The organism is Streptomyces sp. NA02950, assembly GCF_013364155.1.
Taxonomy (GTDB): domain Bacteria; phylum Actinomycetota; class Actinomycetes; order Streptomycetales; family Streptomycetaceae; genus Streptomyces.
Map to the genome: position 1 here is coordinate 6,390,090 of NZ_CP054916.1, position 16,712 is coordinate 6,406,801.

Below are 16,712 nucleotides of genomic sequence, written 5' to 3' on the forward strand. Positions count from 1 at the left end.
TCGGCGGACGTCAGGCGGTGGCCCTGTTCTCGGCGGGCGTGGGACAGCCGACCGTCGCGGTCACGGCCGTCAGCAGCACCACCGAGTCCTCCAGCGCACGCAGCCCGTGTCGCTCGTGCGGAATGCGGTGCACCTGCCCCGCGATGAGATCCGTGCTCTCGCCGCCGGTGCCGGTCAGCCGGACGTGCCCGTGCAGCACGTGCAGACTCGCCGCCGGGGGCGCGTTGTGCTCGTCGAGCTCACAGCCGGAGACCATCGCGATCACACTCTGCCGCAGCGGCCCGTCGTGCAGGAACAGATGTGCGCTGCGCCCGTGCGGATCGGACTTCGCCTGGTCCAGATGGTGGCGCGCGAGCGCGGTGAGGTCATCCATGAGTGCCCCTCGATCGGCCTGGTCTGATCGTCGGCGGGTTCCCTCAATGGTCACCGGCTAGCGTGGTGTGCGCCAGTTCACCGGCATGTCCCGGGGAAGCCCGTGGGGCCCAGGAGAGAGGTTCAGCAGCCGTGGCCGACTATCTGACCGTCCTGACCACCACCGACACCCCCGAGAAGGCAGAGGCGCTGGCGCGCGGGGCCGTGGAGGCGCGGCTGGCGGCCTGCGCGCAGATCAGCCAGCCGGTCACGTCGGTGTACCGCTGGGAGGGGGCCATCGAGACCGCGGCCGAGTGGCAGGTCCTGTTCAAGACGACCGCGGTCCGGTACGAGGAGCTGGAGGCGCACCTCCGGGAGGCGCACGACTACGACACCCCCGAGGTCATCGCCACGCCGATCACCCATGGCAGCGAGGACTACCTGGCCTGGGTGGTCACCGAGACGACGATCGGCTGAGCGCGGAACCCAGGGCACCGGGCCCGCAGCGCCGATCGCCCCGAGCGCCGATCGCCCCTGATCAGCGGGGGTCGCCGTCCCCGGCGAGCGCCTCCTCGATGCCCCGCTCCCGCGGCCCCAGGAAGTCCGGATCGGGCCGGAAGGCCGCGTCGACGGCCGCCTTGTTCGCCGCCACGACCTCCCGCAGCGCGCCGTAGCTCCAGGTCACGTCGTGCGGCTCGGCCACCGCCACCCCGTACGCGTCGATCCCCGCGGCATCGCACAGCGCCAGCGCCCGCCGGATATGGAACCCCTGGCTCACCAGCACCGCCCGGTGCACCCCGAAGATCCGCCGGGCGCGGCTGCACGAGTCCCAGGTGTCGAAGCCCGCGTAGTCGCGCACGATCCGCCGCTCGGGAACACCGCGTTTCACGAGGTAGGCGCGCATCGCGTCCGGCTCGTCGTAGTCGTGTCGGCTGTTGTCCCCGGTCACCAGCAGGGCGCGGACCTTGCCGTCCCGGTAGAGCCGTACCGCGGTGTCCAGCCGGTGCGCCAGGTACGGGGACGGCGAACCGTTCCACAGCCCCGCCCCGAAGACCACCCCGACCGGGGCCGCGGGCACGTCCGCCACGGTACGGATCCGGTCCTCGGTGGTCAGCCGCAGCCAGGTCGCGGGGAGCAGCGCCAGCACGCACAGCAGTACGCCGATCTGGAACAGGCGCCGCTGCTCCCGCCGGGTACGCCGCCGGAACAACCGCCGCAGCCGCCGCCGCAGCCCGTACCACGGCGCCGTGGCGATCCACCGCATCCGCTGGAACCGCTCCCCCGCGCTCCGCATCCGTCCCCCGGCCCTGTTTCGCCCCTCACCGACCACCGTCGGTGAAGGTGACGCCGACCAGCGGCTTCCGGTTGCGTGGCATGGCCTCGTACGAGCGGTCGGGCCGATTCCGCATAGCCTGGAGGTGTTCCGTACGACCGAGAAACAGGTGTGATCAAGCCGTGCCCCCGATCCCCACAGCAGAGCTCCACCTCCACATCGAGGGCACCCTGGAGCCCGAGCTCGCCTTCGCGCTCGCGGAGCGCAACGGTGTGGTGCTGCCCTACGACACCCAGGACGAGCTGCGGGCCGCGTACTCCTTCACCGACCTCCAGGACTTCCTGGACCTGTACTACGCGCTGATGGCCGTGCTGCGCACCGAGGACGACTTCGCCGACCTGGCCGTCGCCTATCTGGCCCGCGCCCGGGAGCAGGGCGTGCGGCACGTGGAGATCTTCTTCGACCCGCAGGCGCACACCGAGCGCGGTGTCCCCATCGGCACGGTCGTCGGGGGCCTCTCGCGGGCCCTGGACACCGCCCAGGAGACCTACGGCATCACCACCCGCCTCATCATGTGCTTCCTGCGTGACAAGAGCGCGGAGTCCGCCCTGGAGACCTTCGAGTCGGCCCGGCCTTACCTGGACCGGATCACCGCCGTCGGCCTGGACTCGGCCGAGGCCGGCAATCCGCCGTCGACGTTCCGGGAGGTGTACGCGCGGGCCCGGGAGGCCGGGCTGAAGTGTGTCGCGCACGCGGGGGAGGAGGGGCCGCCCGCGTACGTGTGGGAGGCGCTGGACATCCTCGGCGTGGACCGGGTCGACCACGGAGTGCGCTGCCTGGAGGACGAGCGCCTGGTCGCGCGGCTGGTCGCGGACCAGGTGCCGCTGACCGTGTGCCCGCTGTCCAACGTCCGCCTCCGCGTCGTCGACCGCCTCGAGGACCACCCGCTGCCCGCGATGCTGGACGCCGGGCTGCTGGTGACGGTCAACTCCGACGACCCCGCCTACTTCGGCGGCTACGTGGGCGACAACTACACCGCCGTGCGGAACGCGCTCGGCCTCGACGACGCCACCCTGCGCACCCTGGCCCGCAACTCCTTCCGTGCCGCCTTCCTGGACGAGGAGACGCGGGCGGCGTACCTGAAGGAAGTCGAGGCATTCGGACAGAACGGCGCTTGACCTCACCTTTGGTTCAACTTCTACGTTCGAGACCAGTCGGGGGACCGGTCGTGCGACCGGTCCTACGGACGGACGAAGCGAGGACAGGGTGATGGAGTACTCCCACAGCGACGCCGAACTGGTCCGGCAGCCCATCGGCTACTGGAGCTGGGCCGCGTACAAGGCGGTCGTGACCTACATCCGCGCGGGGCTCGCGGAGTTCGACCTGAGCCAGCCCCAGTGGTGGGTGCTGAACCAGGTGATCGAGGGCGGCGAGGACGGCCGGCCCCGCGAAGAGGTGCGGGCCGTGCTCGAGGGCTACTTGGACGTGGGCGACGCCCTCGAGCCGGAGATCGACGCCCTCCTGGGACGCGGGCTGCTCACCTCCGACGACAGCGAACGGCTCCGACTGACCGACGAGGGAAGGGCGTTGCGCGAACGGGCGGCGGAGCGGCAGCTCCGGATGCGGGAGCGGATCCACGACGGGATCCCGGACGACGCGTACGTGGCCGCGCTCAAGGTCCTCCAGCGGATGATCCACAACACCGACGGCCAGGCCTGGCACCACTGAGCGGGGGTGCGCCCGAAGGGGGGGCGGGGCTGTGCCGATGTGCGGCCCCGCCACGTGGGCGCGGCGGGCCACGACGCGGCAGCGGACGAACGACCGCACCTCGCGGCACGTCCCGCGGAGCGCTTGGGCCCCGCCGTCAGGCGGTGCGGTGGGGGCGGAGGCGTCAGTCCTCCGCCAGTTCCACCCGTACCGCGCACACCTTGAACTCCGGCATCCGCGACACCGGGTCCAGCGCCGGATTGGTGACCGTATTGGCCCGCCCCGGCCCCGCCCAGTGGAACGGCATGAACACCGTGTCCGGCCGGATGTCCCGGCTGATCCGGGCCGGGGCCACGGTCCGGCCGCGACGGGAGACCACCGCGAGCGAGGCGCCCTCCGCCGCGCCCAGCCGGTCGGCGAGCAACGGGTGCAGCTGGACGAACGGGCCGGGCGCGGCCTCGTTCAGCTCTGCCACCCGCCGGGTCTGGGCCCCCGACTGGTACTGGGACAGCACCCGGCCCGTGGTGAGCAGTACGGGGTACTCCGCGTCCGGCTCCTCGGCCGCGGGCCGGTGGCTGACGGGGACGAAGCGGGCCCGGCCGTCGGCGGTGGCGAACCGGTCGAGGAAGAGACGCGGTGTGCCGGGGTGGAGCGTGCCGGGTCGGGGTGCGGACGCCCCTCCGGCGGCGGGCGTGTCCGGGTGAGACCCGGTCACGTCCGCCGCCTCCGGGCCCGGCGCATCCCTGTCAGCCGAGCCCGCCCCCTCCGAATCCGTACCGGCCGCCTCCGCCGTCTCCGGGCACGGCCAGAACACCCCGTCCTCCTCCGCGATCCGCCGGTACGTGATGCCCGAATAGTCCGCGGGTCCGCCGGCCGACGCGCGCCGCAGTTCGTCGAAGACCTCCTCCGGATCGGCCGGGAACCCCTTCTCCCAGCCGAGCCGCGCCGCGAGCCCGTTCAGCACCGCGAGATCCGTCCGCACTCCCGGCGGCGGGGAGACGGCCGCCCGGCGCAGGATGACCCGCCCCTCCAGATTGGTCGTCGTGCCCGTCTCCTCGGCCCACTGGGCCACCGGCAGGACGACGTCGGCGAGCGCGGCCGTCTCCGAGAGCACGACGTCCGCGACCGCCAGGAAGTCCAGCGAGCGCAGCCGGGACTCGATGTGGGCCGCGCGGGGTGCGGAGACCAGCGGGTTGGAGCCCATGAGCAGCAGCCCCCGCACGTCGCCGCCGAGCGCGTCCAGCAGTTCGTACGCGCTGCGCCCCGGCCCCGGGAGCGCGTCGGGGTCGACGCCCCAGACGCCCGCCACATGGGCGCGCGCCGCCGGGTCGTCCAGCTTGCGGTAGCCGGGGAGCTGGTCGGCCTTCTGGCCGTGTTCGCGGCCGCCCTGGCCGTTGCCCTGGCCGGTGAGACAGCCGTAGCCGGACAGCGGGCGGCCCGCGCGGCCGGTGGCCAGGCACAGATTGATCCAGGCGCCGACGGTGTCGGTGCCCTTGGACTGCTGCTCGGGGCCGCGCGCCGTGAGCACCATCGAGTTTTCCGCGTCGCAGAACATGCTGACCGCCCGGCGGAGTTCGGGCACCGGAACACCGGTGATCCGTTCGACCAGTTCCGGCCAATGGGCCATGGCGGCGGCCCGTGCCTCCTCCCAGCCCGCGGTCCGCCGGGCGATGAACTCCTCGTCCACCCGTCCCTCCGCCACCACCAGGTGCAGCAGCCCCAGGGCCAGCGCGAGATCGGTCCCGGGCCGCGGCGCGAGATGCAGATCGGCCTGCTCGGCGGTGCGGGTACGGCGCGGATCGATCACGATCAGCCGTCCGCCCGCCTCCCTCAGCTCGGTCAGATAGCGCAGCGCGGGCGGCATGGTCTCGGCCAGGTTCGAGCCGACGAGGATCACACACCCCGTACGGGAGACGTCCGCCAGCGGGAACGGCAGACCCCGGTCGAGGCCGAAGGCCCGCTGGTGGGCGGCGGCGGCCGAGGACATGCAGAACCGGCCGTTGTAGTCGATCTGCGAGGTGCCGAGCACCACCCGCGCGAACTTCCCCAGCGCGTACGCCTTCTCGTTCGTCAGCCCGCCACCGCCGAAGACCCCCACCGCGTCCGGGCCGTGCGCCCGGCCGGTGGCCGCCAAGCCCTCCGCGACCCGGTCGAGGGCCTCCTCCCAGGTGGCCGGTTCGAGCCCACCGGTGTCAGGGCGGCGGACCAGCGGCTCGGTCAGGCGCACCCGGGAGGAGAGCAGAGCGGGCGCCGTGCGCCCCTTGCCGCACAGCGCACCACGGTTGACCGGGAACGCGGTGCGTTCCACCACCTCGACACCGCTGTCCGTCTCGGCCCCGCTGTCCGTCCCGGTACGACCGTCCGCGGCCGTCGGCCGCAGCGTCATCCCGCACTGCAACGCGCAGTACGGACAGTGGGTGTCGACCGAAGCCGACGTGGACGAGGCGGGTGAGGCGGGCGCGTCCCCGGGAGCGTGCTGCATACCAGCGAGCGTGCTACGCCCGTGTTACGGGCCGCGTCCCCCCGCGTTACACCTCCGGGAATCGGACCTCAGCGCGCCCCGCGGCCGTCGGTGAAGTCGGCGCAACCACTCGTCACCGCGGTGCAACGGCGACGCAATACGCCACTGCCAGGCTCTTTCCATGACGGCGTCGCCCCACCCGGGTTCCCCCGGTCCCCTTGGTCAGCCAGTCCCCACCGGCCCCGCCGGTCCCCCCGACTCCACCAGCACGGCGCAGCTCATGACCCAGATCACCGCACAGCTCCACACCCAGCTCCGCCGCAGAGGGCGGCTCACCCGGCGGCACCCCGCCCCGCCCCCGCCGACCCTGGTCGCCGTCGCCCACGGCAGCCGGGACCCCGAGGCGCTGCGCACCGTGACCGCGCTCCTGGACCGGGTCCGGGCGCTCCGCCCCGGCCTGCCGGTACGTCTCGGCCACATCGAGCTCAACCAGCCGCTGCTGACCGACACCCTGGCCGAGCTGCGCGGGGAGGTCGTACTGGTGCCGCTGCTCCTCGGCCGCGGCTACCACATCAAACAGGACATCCCGGGCGCCGTCGCCGCCGCGCCCCACCTCTCCGCCCGGATCGCCGCACCGCTGGGCCCGCATCCGCTGCTCGCCGAGGCCCTGCACACCCGCCTGGCCGAGGCGGGCTACCCCGGCGTGTGCCCGGTCCCCGGTGGGCGCCCGGCCCCGTCGGCGGCGGGTGTCGTCCTGGCCGCCGCGGGCTCCAACGACCCCGACGCGGGCATCGACACCGCCCGTGCCGCCGCCCTGCTCAGCGCCCGGCTCGGCGGTGTCCCCGTGCTGCCCGGCCACGCCTCCGGCGCCGGGCCCGGCGTGTCCGACGCGCTCCGCACCCTGGCCGCCCTCGGCCGTGAGCCAGTGGCGGTCGCCTCCTACTTCACCGCGCCCGGCCGCTTCGCCACCCAGTGCGCGGCCGCGGCCCCCGGGGCCGCGGCGGCCCCGCTCGGCGCCCATCCGGCCGTCGCCCGGCTCGTACTCCACCGCTACGAACAAGCCCTCGCGAATGCTCCCTCGTCACACATGGCGGTTACCGTCGGTGTATGAGCAGCGCAGCAGGACCCGAGCCCGACCCCTCCGACGCGTCACACAGGCCCGAGACGTCCGCTGAGGCCGGCGCCCGCCGGATCCCCGGCTATGACGTGGCGGACCTCGAGCGGTGGGCGCCCGAGCCCGACAAGCGGCCGGGCCGGACCGCCTTCCAGCGCGACCGGGCCCGGGTGCTGCACTCCGCCGCCCTGCGCAGACTGGCCGGAAAGACCCAGGTCGTGCCCGCCGCCCCGGCCGCCGACCACGGCCCGGCCCGGCGCGCCCCGGCCTGGGACGCCACCCCGCGCACCCGGCTGACCCACTCCCTGGAGTGCGCCCAGGTGGGCCGGGAGCTGGGAGCCGCCCTCGGCTGTGATCCGGATCTGGTCGAGATGGCCTGTCTCGCCCATGACCTCGGCCACCCGCCCTTCGGGCACAACGGCGAGCAGGTGCTCAACGAGATCGCCGAGCCCTGCGGCGGCTTCGAGGGGAACGCGCAGTCGCTGCGGCTGCTCGCCCGTCTCGAACCCAAGCGGTTCGTCCCCGACGAGGAGACCGGCGCCCAGCGGAGCGTCGGTCTCAATCTCACCCGCGCCGCGCTCGACGCCGCCACCAAGTACCCGTGGCCGCGCGGTGGCCACCCCCGTGACCCCGGCTCCCCGAAGTTCGGGGTCTACGAGGACGACATCCCGGTCTTCCGCTGGTTCCGGCAGGGCGCCCCCGAGGGCCGTACGACCTTCGAGGGCCAGGTCATGGACTGGTCCGACGATGTGGCGTACTCGGTGCACGATGTCGAGGACGGGCTGCACGCCGGGCATCTCGACCCGGCCGGACTGCTCGCCGAGCCCGAGCGGCGCGAGGTGTTCGCCGTCGCCGCCGACCGGTACGCGCCGGGCGCCGATCCGCAGGAGCTGGCCGAGGCGCTGGACCGGCTGCTGGAGCAGGAGTGGTGGCCGCACGGCTACGACGGTTCGCCGGTCGCCCAGGCCCGGCTGAAGGACGCCACCAGCCAGCTCATCGGCCGGTTCTGCCTCGCCGCCGAGCGCGCCACCCGCGCCGCGTACGGCACCGGGCGGTTCACCCGCTACGCCGCCGAGCTGGTGGTGCCCCGTGCCACGCGTCTGGAGTGCGCGGTGCTCAAGGCGGTGGCCGACCGGTACGTCATCCAGCGCGCCGACCAGGAGCTGGTCCGCGCCGACCAGCGGGTGGTCATCGCCGAGCTGGGGGAGGCGCTGATCGCCCGCGCCCCGGTCGGACTCGACCCGCAGTTCCGCGCGCTGTTCGACGAGGCCGACGCGGCCGGGGACGACGCCGGGCGGCTGCGCGCGATCGTGGACCAGATCGCCGCCCTGACCGACGCCTCGGCCCGCGCCCTGCACGCCCGGCTCACCTAGGTCCTGTCCGGTGGATCTTATCGGGCCCGCGACGCCTGGCACCGCACCTCGCTGCGTTGTCGGACCGCCCGAGTACGCCCAGTACGAGGGCGATCCTCCGCCTTGCGATGCACGGCACCAGACGCCGCGGGCTGATCCTCAAAGATCCACCGGACAGGACCTAGTAGTGCTTTGTTAGCTGGTCTTGTCACGTTCGGTGTCTGGTAGTTCGCTGGTTGTATGAGGGCTGGGGAGCTTGCCGCGTGTCGGGTTCGGTTGGAGGAGTTCGCTTCCGAGTTGTTCGCGCCGTTGGTGCGGCGTGATCAGCGTGAGAAGGGCTCGCTGTATGTGCGGGGGCTGCTGTTGGACGGGCGGCGCAAGTCGATGCAGCCGATGGCCGAGCGGCTCGGGGCGGACCATCAGCAGTTGCAGCAGTTCATGACGTCCTCGACCTGGTCGGTCGGGGACGTGCGGGCCAGGCTGGCATGGCGGGCCGTGCGGGTGGTCCGTCCGCAGGTGTGGATGGTGGACGACACCGGCTTCCCCAAGGACGGCACCGCCTCGCCCGGGGTGGCCCGCCAGTATTCGGGCACTTTGGGCAAGGTCGGCAACTGCCAGATCGGCGTCAGCGTCCACGCCGCTTCCGATACCGCCTCGTGCCCACTGTCCTGGCGGCTGTTCCTGCCCACCGCATGGGACACCGCCGAGGCAGCCGCACGCCGCAGGGCCTGCCGGATCCCCGATGGCGAGCACCACCGCCCCAAGTGGGAACTCGCGCTGGAGATGCTCGACGAACTCGACGGCCATGGCCTGCGGCCCGCTGTGCTGGTCGCAGACACCGGTTACGGCGCGAACGCCGACTTCCGGCACGGTCTGGAAGACCGCGGGCTGGCCTATGTCCTTCAGGCCAAGGGCGAGATGACTGCTCATGCGGAAGACGCCGAACCCCACCAGCCCGCCTACGGTGGTCTCGGGCCCCGCCCGCTGCCCCGCTACCGCACCCGCCCACTGCCCCTGCGCGACCATGTGCTGGCCGCTGGACGCCACCACGGCCGGGCCCTGACCTGGCGCAAGGGCTCCAAGGCCGCGATGAGCTCGCACTTCGTTCTCCTGCACGTCCGCCTCGCGGGCCGACGGCCGAAGCCAGCCGCCGACGGGACGATCCCGCTCACCTGGCTGATCGCCCAGTGGCCCGAAGACGAGACGGAGCCGGTCAAGTACTGGATCTCGAACCTGCCCGCCGACATCCCCGCGAAAGATCTGGTCCGCCTCGCGAAGTCCCGGTGGCGGATCGAACACGACTACCGCGAGATGAAGACCGTCCTGGGGCTGGACCACTTCGAGGGCCGTTCCTTCAACGGCTGGCACCGGCACGTCACCCTCGTCACCGCCGCCCACCTGTTCCTGACCGAACAACGGAGTAGCCCAAAAGCCCCTGCCAGGGCCTGACCCTCTACCAGGCCCTGGACCTCCTCCAACGCCTCATCGCCACCTGGACCGGCACCTGTCCCACCTGCCGACAACCCACCCCATGGCAGCCCTACGACACCACGTAACAAAGCACTACTAGGCTCCGGCCGGTGCGCCGCGGATGAGAGCCCGACAAGGGGCGTACCGGCCCTTCCCGCCGCCCGCGCGGTGCGGGAGGCTCCTGTGTGGCCGCGATGTGGTCGCCTCGGGCAAGCTGACCCACCCGACGCAACAGGGCCGAGAAAGGACCTCCGACGACGGACCGGCGGGAGACTGACGGGAGAACGACACACAACGCACGGCAGAACGACACGAGTCGCGCGCAACACTCACGCGAGAACGACGCGAGACCCAGGCGCCAGGCCGACGCGACCGGGGTAAGGCAATGGCAGAGCCACTGCTCGGCAGCGAGGAGGAGACAAGTGGTCGACGCACACCAGACGTTCGTCATCGTCGGAGGGGGTCTGGCCGGGGCGAAAGCCGCGGAAACCCTTCGAGCGGAGGGTTTCACCGGCCGGGTGATCCTGATCAGTGACGAGCGCGACCACCCCTATGAGCGCCCGCCGCTGTCCAAGGGTTTCCTCACCGGCAGCCAGGAGCGCGACAGCGTCTTCGTCCATGAGCCCGCCTGGTACGCCCAGGCCGATATCGAACTCCATCTCGGCCAGCCCGCGGTGCGGCTGGACCGTGCCGCCAAGGCCGTGACCCTCGGTGACGGCACCCGGATCAACTACGACCGGCTGCTGCTGGCCACCGGCGCCGAGCCGCGCCGCCTCGACATCCCCGGCACCGATCTGGCCGGTGTCCACCATCTGCGCCGTCTCGCCCACGCCGAGCGGCTGAAGGGCGTCCTGGCCGCCCTCGGCCGTGACAACGGCCAGCTGGTCATCGCGGGCGCGGGCTGGATCGGCCTGGAGGTCGCCGCGGCCGCCCGCGGCTACGGCGCCGAGGTCACCATCGTCGAACCCGAGCCGACCCCGCTGCACCCGGTCCTCGGCCCCGAGCTGGGCGCGCTCTTCGCCGATCTCCACGCCGAGCACGGGGTCCGCTTCCACTTCGGTGCCCGGCTCACCGAGATCACCGGCCAGGACGGCATGGTGCTGGCGGCGCTGACCGACGACGGCGAGGAGCACCCCGCCCACAGCGTGCTGGCCGCCATCGGCGCCGCCCCGCGGATCGCGCTCGCCGAGGCCGCGGGCCTGGAAGTGGTGGACCGCGCGGCGGGCGGCGGTATCGCGGTCGACACCGCGCTGCGCACCAGCGACCCGGACATCTTCGCCGCGGGCGACGTCGCCTCCGCCCCGCTCGCCTTCCTCGAGGGCACCCCGGTCCGGGCCGCCCTGCCCGCCGGCGCCCGGCTGCGCGTGGAGCACTGGGCCAACGCGCTCAACGGCGGTCCGGCCGCCGCCCGCGCGATGCTCGGCCAGGACGTCGCGTACGACCGGGTGCCGTACTTCTTCTCCGACCAGTACGACGTCGGGCTCGAGTACTCCGGCTACGCCCCGCCCGGTTCGTACGACCAGGTCCTGATCCGCGGTGACGTCGGCAAGCGGCAGTTCATCGCGTTCTGGCTCAACGACGGCCGGCTGCTGGCGGGCATGAACGTCAATGTGTGGGATGTCACCGAGACCATCCAGGGTCTGATCCGCGGCGGTGCCCGGCCGGACCCGACGGCGCTGGCCGACCCGGCCGTCCCGCTGGCCTCGCTGATGCCTTGAGCCCGGCCCCGGCCCGTATCCCGGGTCCGGCACGGAGCGGAGAGCCGTGTCGGACCCCGGCCGTAGAATTCACGCGTGGCAGGCAGGATCAACGATGACGACGTGAGGGCGGTGCGGGACGCGGTCCCGATCGACGCCGTTGTGTCCGAGTACCTCCAGCTGCGGAGCGCGGGCGGCGGCAACCTCAAGGGCCTGTGCCCCTTCCACGACGAGAAGTCCCCGTCCTTCCAGGTCAGCCCCAGCAAGGGGCTCTATTACTGCTTCGGCTGCCAGGAAGGCGGCGACACGGTCGACTTCGTGATGAAGATCGACCACCTCTCCTTCGCGGAGACCATCGAGCGGCTGGCCTCCCAGGCGGGCATCACCCTGCGCTACGAGGAGGGGGGTTACACCCCCGGCCGTCAGCAGGGCGAGCGCACCCGCCTGGTGGAGGCCCACAAGGCGGCCGCGCAGTTCTACGTCGAGCAGCTGGACGGCCCCGAGGCGGAGATCGGCCGGAAGTTCCTCGCCGAGCGCGGTTTCGACCAGGCCGCCGCCCAGCACTTCGGCGTCGGCTACAGCCCGGCGGGCTGGGACCACCTGGTCCGCTTTCTGCGCGGCCGCGGCTTCACCGACCAGGAGCTGATCCTCTCCGGCCTCGCCCAGGAGAGCCGCCGCAATCCGATCGACCGCTTCCGCGGCCGTCTGATGTGGCCGATCCGCGACATCACCGGCGAGGTCGTCGGCTTCGGCGCACGCAAGCTGCGCGACGACGACAACGGCCCGAAGTACCTCAACACCCCCGAGACCCCGCTCTACAAGAAGTCCCATGTCCTGTACGGCATCGACCTCGCCAAGAAGGACATCGCCAAGACCAGCCGGGCGGTCGTCGTCGAGGGCTACACGGACGTGATGGCCTGTCATCTGGCCGGAGTGACCACCGCCATCGCCACCTGCGGCACCTCCTTCGGCGGCGATCACATCAAGATCCTGCGCCGGCTGCTGATGGACAATGCGAGCGCCGAGGTGGTCTTCACCTTCGACGGTGACGCGGCGGGCCAGAAGGCGGCCCTGCGCGCCTTCGAGGACGACCAGAAGTTCGCCGCCGAGACCTACATCGCGATCACCCCGGGCGGGATGGACCCCTGTGAGCTGCGGCTCGCGGAGGGCGACGACGCGGTCGAGGCGCTGGTCGAGAGCCGCACCCAGCTGTTCGAGTTCGCCATCCGGCAGATCATCGCGCGCCACAACCTGGACACGGCGGTGGGGCGCGCCGCCGCGCTGGAGGAGGCGGCGCCCATCGTCGCCGGGATCAAGAACCGCTCCATCCAGCACGAGTCGGCCGTCCATCTCGCGGGTCTGCTGGGCATCCTCGACACCCAGTTCGTCGTGCGGCGCGTCTCGCAGCTGGCCCGCTGGGCGCGGGAGCGCGGCCGTGGCGCGGGCGGCGACCAGCGCGGCCGGGGCGACCAGCGCGGCGGTCCCGGGGACGGCGGACCGCGGCAGCGCCACCGGGGCGGCCCGGAGGCCCAGGGCGCCCCGGCCCCCCCGCGGGGCCCGCGCCTCGACCTTCGCAGTCCCGCGCACCGGGCCGAGCGCGAGTTGCTCAAGTGCGCGCTCCAGCACCCGCAACTCGTCTCTCCCACCTTCGACGCTTTCGGCGCCGATGAATTTACGGCGCCGCCGTACGCGCGAGTCCGGGCGGCGATCGCCGAGGCGGGTGGGGCGGCGGCAGCTGACGCCGATTACCTCCTCCAGGTCCGTGACGCCGCGCCGGACGACACCGTTCGTGGCCTGATCCTTGAGCTGACGGTGGAACCCTTGGCGCTGCCCAAACGTCGACAGCGCGAGGTCGATCAGGCGTACGTCGGTCAGTGGCTCGCCGCCGTCAGACTCCAGGCCGTGGACCGAAGGATCGGTGAGGTCCACGCGGCGGTGCAGCGACTGGGGCTCCACGCAGATGCGGCCAGCCTTGCCGCGCTCCAGGAAGAGCTGAGGGCGTTGCAGGTCTATCGGGAAGGGCTCCGAGCCCGTGGGGCGGAAGCTCTGTAGGCGAGCCGCACGCCAGTGCGGCTTCGCACCCTCTTGGCGCCGGTGGAGCCCTCCGCCGGAGCGCGGCGGCGGCGCGCTGTAGGGCGCCGCATGCCGCTTCCGGCCAGCCCTTTCCGGCCGTCCCGGTGGCCTCCGGGGCCGTACCCGGGCCCTCCGGGAACGGTAGGTGTAGCCGCCGGGTAGTCGGACGGTCACGGGCCGCTGAGCAAAAAGTGCCCGCACGCCCCTCGTGGCGGGCCTGTCTCGTACTCCACACTGGGGGCGGTGCCTGAGTCCTCGGAGCGCGGCGGTGTCGGCCGGCCAGTGCCGGATTCCCCCCGCAGATCCACTCATGATGTACGGGACGGACGGCGGCGCGGCCGCCGCAGCCGTACCCGATCGTTCTGCCGCCTCAGCAGCGATCACCCTGGAGGTCGCCCCCGTGCAGACCCAGACCCTCACCGATGCGGCCCCGGACGCGCCACCGCATTCCCGGTCAGCCCTCTCGCCCGGCGCGGAACCGGCCGCGCCGCCGCTGTCCGCGGACTCCACGGGCGCGCCGGACGCCGGACCGGAGGGGGTACGGGACGTGACAGCGTCACCAGAAGGGGGTGAGCGGAGCGGACCCCACGACCCCTCCGAACCCTCCGAGCCACCGGAGCCGTCCGGCCAGGAGGAGTCACCGGAGCAGGCCGGTCGGCCCGACGAACCCGACCCGCCGACGCTGTCCGAGCCGCCGCTCTTCGCCGTACGGCCCGACACCAGCGGCCCGTCCTCCGACCTCTTCCGCCAGTACCTGCGCGAGATCGGCCGTATCCCACTGCTCTCCGCGGCCGAGGAGGTGGAGCTCGCCCGCCGGGTCGAGGCGGGCCTGTTCGCCGAGGAGAAGCTGGGCAACACCCCCGACCTGTGCACCCAACTCGCCCTGGATCTGGACCGGTTGGTGGTCCAGGGCCGGATGGCCAAGCGCCGTCTGATCGAGGCCAACCTCCGTCTTGTGGTCTCCGTCGCCAAGCGCTACATCGGCCGCGGGCTGACCATGCTCGACCTGGTCCAGGAGGGCAATCTCGGCCTGATCCGCGCGGTCGAGAAGTTCGACTACGCCCGCGGGTACAAGTTCTCGACGTACGCGACCTGGTGGATCCGCCAGGCCATGTCCCGCGCCCTGGCCGACCAGGCCCGGACCATCCGGGTCCCGGTGCATGTCGTCGAGCTGATCAACCGGGTGGTCCGGGTGCAGCGCCGGATGCTCCAGGAGCACGGCTACGAACCCACCCACGAGGAGGTCGCCGCGCAGCTCGACCTCACCCCGGAGCGCGTCGGCGAGGTGCTGCGGCTGGCCCAGGAGCCGGTCTCCCTGCACGCGCCGGTCGGTGAGGAGGACGACGTCGCCCTCGGTGACCTCATCGAGGACGGCGACGCCGCGTCCCCGGTGGAGTCCGCGGCCTTCCTGCTGCTCCGCGAGCATCTGGAGGCCGTGCTCTCCACCCTCGGCGAGCGCGAGCGCAAGGTCGTCCAGCTGCGCTACGGGCTGGTGGACGGCCGCCCGCGGACGCTGGAGGAGATCGGCCGGATCTTCGGCGTGACGCGGGAACGGATCCGCCAGATCGAGTCGAAGACGCTCAACAAACTGCGCGACCACGCCTTCGCCGACCAGCTCCGCGGCTATCTGGACTGAGCCCCGGGACGGGCGGCCCGGTCAGTGGCCCCCGGCCGCCGAATCGCCCTCGAAGGCACCCGGATGCGTCTGCTCGCGCACCGCCACGTACTGCTGGCGCACGGCCTGCCCCACGGCCAGTTCCTCGCCCGGTTCGAAGATCTGGCTGGCCGCCGCGGGCCACCGGGGCGGCTCGTGCGGCGACAGGGTGCCGTGCGCGGCGCCGAGCGCCCAGGCGGCCTGCCGGGCCGCGCCGATGGCGGCGTAGTCCGCCGGCTGGGGCACCACCACCTGCGCACCCAGCAGCGCGGGCGCGATGGCACGTACCGCCTGGAGATCGGCCGCCGGCCCGAGCAGGAAGACCCGCCGCACCTGGACCCCGCGGCCGCGCAGGACGTCCAGCGCGTCCGCGAGCCCGCACAGCATGCCCTCGAAGGCGGCGCGCGCCAGATGCTCGGGCTTCATCGACTCGCGCCGCAGCCCGGTGAGCGTTCCGGCGGTGTGCGGCAGGTGGGGGGTCCGCTCGCCCTCCAGATAGGGCAGCAGCACCAGCCCGTACGAACCGGGGGTGGACTTCAGCGCGAGGTCGGACAGCCCCTCCAGATCGGTGCCGAGCAGCTCGGCGGTGCCGCGCAGCACCCGTACGGCGTTGAGCGTGTGCACGACCGGCAGATGCATCCCGGTGGCGTCCGCGTACGAAAGGATCGTGCCGCTCGGGTCGGCCAGCGCCTCGTGGTGGATGGAGAACACGGAACCGGAGGCCCCCAGCGAGATCACCGCGTCCCCGACGCCGACGCCGAGCCCGAAGGCCGCGGCCATGGTCTCGCCGGTCCCGGCGGAGATCAGCAGCCCCTCGGGGGTGTGCCCGGCCGCGTCGGCGGGGCCGATCACTTCGGGCAGCCGCACCTGATGGCCGAGCGCCAGCTCGACCAGATCGGGGCGCCAGGAGCCGGTGGCGGCCGACCAGTAGCCGGTGCCGGACGCCGTGCCCCGGTCGGTCGTACGCCGGTGGGGCCGGCCGAGCAGCTGCCACACCAGCCAGTCGTGCGGCTGCAACAGCTCGGCGACGCGGTGCGCCGCGTCCGGCTCGGTGCGGGCCAGCCAGCGCAGCTTGGCGACCGCCTGGGTGGCGGTCGGCACCGCGCCGACGGCCTGGGCCCACGCGGTGCGGCCGCCGAGCGCCTCGACGACGTCGGCGGCCGCGGACTGCGCGCGCTTGTCGTTGCCCACCAGCGCCGGGCGCACCAGCATCCCGCTCGAGTCCAGCGCGAGCAGCCCGTGCTGCTGCGCCGAGACGCCGATGGCCTGCACCCCTTCCAGCAGCCCTCCCTCGGCGGCCTCGCCGAGGGAGAGCAGCCAGGACTGCGGGTCCACATCATGCGCGGAGCCGTCGCTTCCGCCGGCTGGATGCGGGGCGTACCCCTGTTTGAGTACGGCTCCCGTATCCGTGTCACAGACGACGATTCGTGTGCTGTCGGACGAACTGTCCAACCCGGCGACTATCCCCATGGACGAGATGATGCCACCGCGGGCAGCAGGCCCTGTCCGGTGGGCTACCGCTGGGAGGTGCCCCCTGCGCCAGACGCCGCGGGCCGCTCC

The 16,712-nt window shown here is 72.8% G+C and carries 12 protein-coding genes and 1 pseudogene; 9 read left to right on the plus strand and 4 right to left on the minus strand.

The features are described from left to right. Positions 1 to 10: 10 nt before the first annotated feature. On the minus strand, positions 11 to 373 hold the full coding sequence (locus HUT19_RS27970) for a cupin (RefSeq protein ID WP_176183103.1): 363 nt from the start codon (positions 371 to 373) through the stop codon (positions 11 to 13). Positions 374 to 504: 131 nt separating this feature from the next. Between HUT19_RS27970 and cutA the strand changes: the two genes are divergently transcribed. Continuing rightward, on the plus strand, positions 505 to 828 hold the full coding sequence (gene cutA / locus HUT19_RS27975) for a divalent-cation tolerance protein CutA (protein WP_176183104.1): 324 nt from the start codon (positions 505 to 507) through the stop codon (positions 826 to 828). Between the two features lie 61 nt (positions 829 to 889). Here cutA and HUT19_RS27980 read toward each other — a convergent pair whose 3' ends face one another. Then, entirely contained in the window at positions 890 to 1,615 is a 726-nt protein-coding gene (locus HUT19_RS27980) for a vancomycin high temperature exclusion protein (RefSeq protein WP_254886234.1), read from the minus strand. 191 nt (positions 1,616 to 1,806) lie between these two features. On the opposite strand from HUT19_RS27980, the gene HUT19_RS27985 reads away from it, so the two are divergent. Further along, a complete protein-coding gene (locus tag HUT19_RS27985) occupies positions 1,807 to 2,802 on the plus strand; it encodes an adenosine deaminase (protein WP_254885824.1) in 996 nt (331 codons plus the stop codon). 91 nt (positions 2,803 to 2,893) lie between these two features. Beyond that, positions 2,894 to 3,352: a MarR family winged helix-turn-helix transcriptional regulator gene (locus HUT19_RS27990; protein ID WP_176183106.1), complete on the plus strand. Its 459-nt coding sequence runs from the start codon at positions 2,894 to 2,896 to the stop codon at positions 3,350 to 3,352. A 163-nt stretch (positions 3,353 to 3,515) separates the two neighbouring features. On the opposite strand, the gene HUT19_RS27995 is transcribed toward HUT19_RS27990, so the two are convergent. Then, entirely contained in the window at positions 3,516 to 5,813 is a 2,298-nt protein-coding gene (locus HUT19_RS27995) for a molybdopterin oxidoreductase family protein (RefSeq protein WP_176183107.1), read from the minus strand. Positions 5,814 to 6,072: 259 nt separating this feature from the next. On the opposite strand from HUT19_RS27995, the gene HUT19_RS28000 reads away from it, so the two are divergent. The 6 genes and pseudogenes from HUT19_RS28000 (at position 6,073) to HUT19_RS28025 (ending at position 15,134) form a co-directional block, all read left to right on the plus strand. Further along, positions 6,073 to 6,903 carry a sirohydrochlorin chelatase gene (locus HUT19_RS28000; protein WP_176183108.1) on the plus strand — a complete coding sequence of 277 codons (831 nt, stop codon included), beginning with the start codon at positions 6,073 to 6,075 and terminating at the stop codon, positions 6,901 to 6,903. Next, positions 6,900 to 8,279 carry a deoxyguanosinetriphosphate triphosphohydrolase gene (locus HUT19_RS28005; protein ID WP_176183109.1) on the plus strand — a complete coding sequence of 460 codons (1,380 nt, stop codon included), beginning with the start codon at positions 6,900 to 6,902 and terminating at the stop codon, positions 8,277 to 8,279. The genes HUT19_RS28000 and HUT19_RS28005 overlap by 4 nt, the downstream gene beginning before the upstream one ends. 219 nt (positions 8,280 to 8,498) lie before the next feature. After that, complete coding sequence (locus tag HUT19_RS28010; RefSeq protein WP_176183110.1) at positions 8,499 to 9,707, plus strand: IS701 family transposase; 1,209 nt, start codon at positions 8,499 to 8,501, stop codon at positions 9,705 to 9,707. Positions 9,708 to 10,150: 443 nt separating this feature from the next. Continuing rightward, the gene (locus HUT19_RS28015; RefSeq protein ID WP_176183111.1) at positions 10,151 to 11,446 is read left to right on the plus strand and encodes an NAD(P)/FAD-dependent oxidoreductase; all 1,296 of its coding nucleotides are present in this window, start codon (positions 10,151 to 10,153) and stop codon (positions 11,444 to 11,446) included. A gap of 75 nt (positions 11,447 to 11,521) precedes the next feature. Then, positions 11,522 to 13,477: a DNA primase gene (dnaG, locus tag HUT19_RS28020; protein WP_176183112.1), complete on the plus strand. Its 1,956-nt coding sequence runs from the start codon at positions 11,522 to 11,524 to the stop codon at positions 13,475 to 13,477. Between the two features lie 264 nt (positions 13,478 to 13,741). Next, a pseudogene (locus HUT19_RS28025) lies at positions 13,742 to 15,134 on the plus strand (sigma-70 family RNA polymerase sigma factor). Between the two features lie 21 nt (positions 15,135 to 15,155). Here HUT19_RS28025 and HUT19_RS28030 read toward each other — a convergent pair. Continuing rightward, a complete protein-coding gene (locus HUT19_RS28030; RefSeq protein ID WP_176183114.1) occupies positions 15,156 to 16,622 on the minus strand; it encodes an FGGY family carbohydrate kinase in 1,467 nt (488 codons plus the stop codon). Positions 16,623 to 16,712 lie beyond the last annotated feature (90 nt).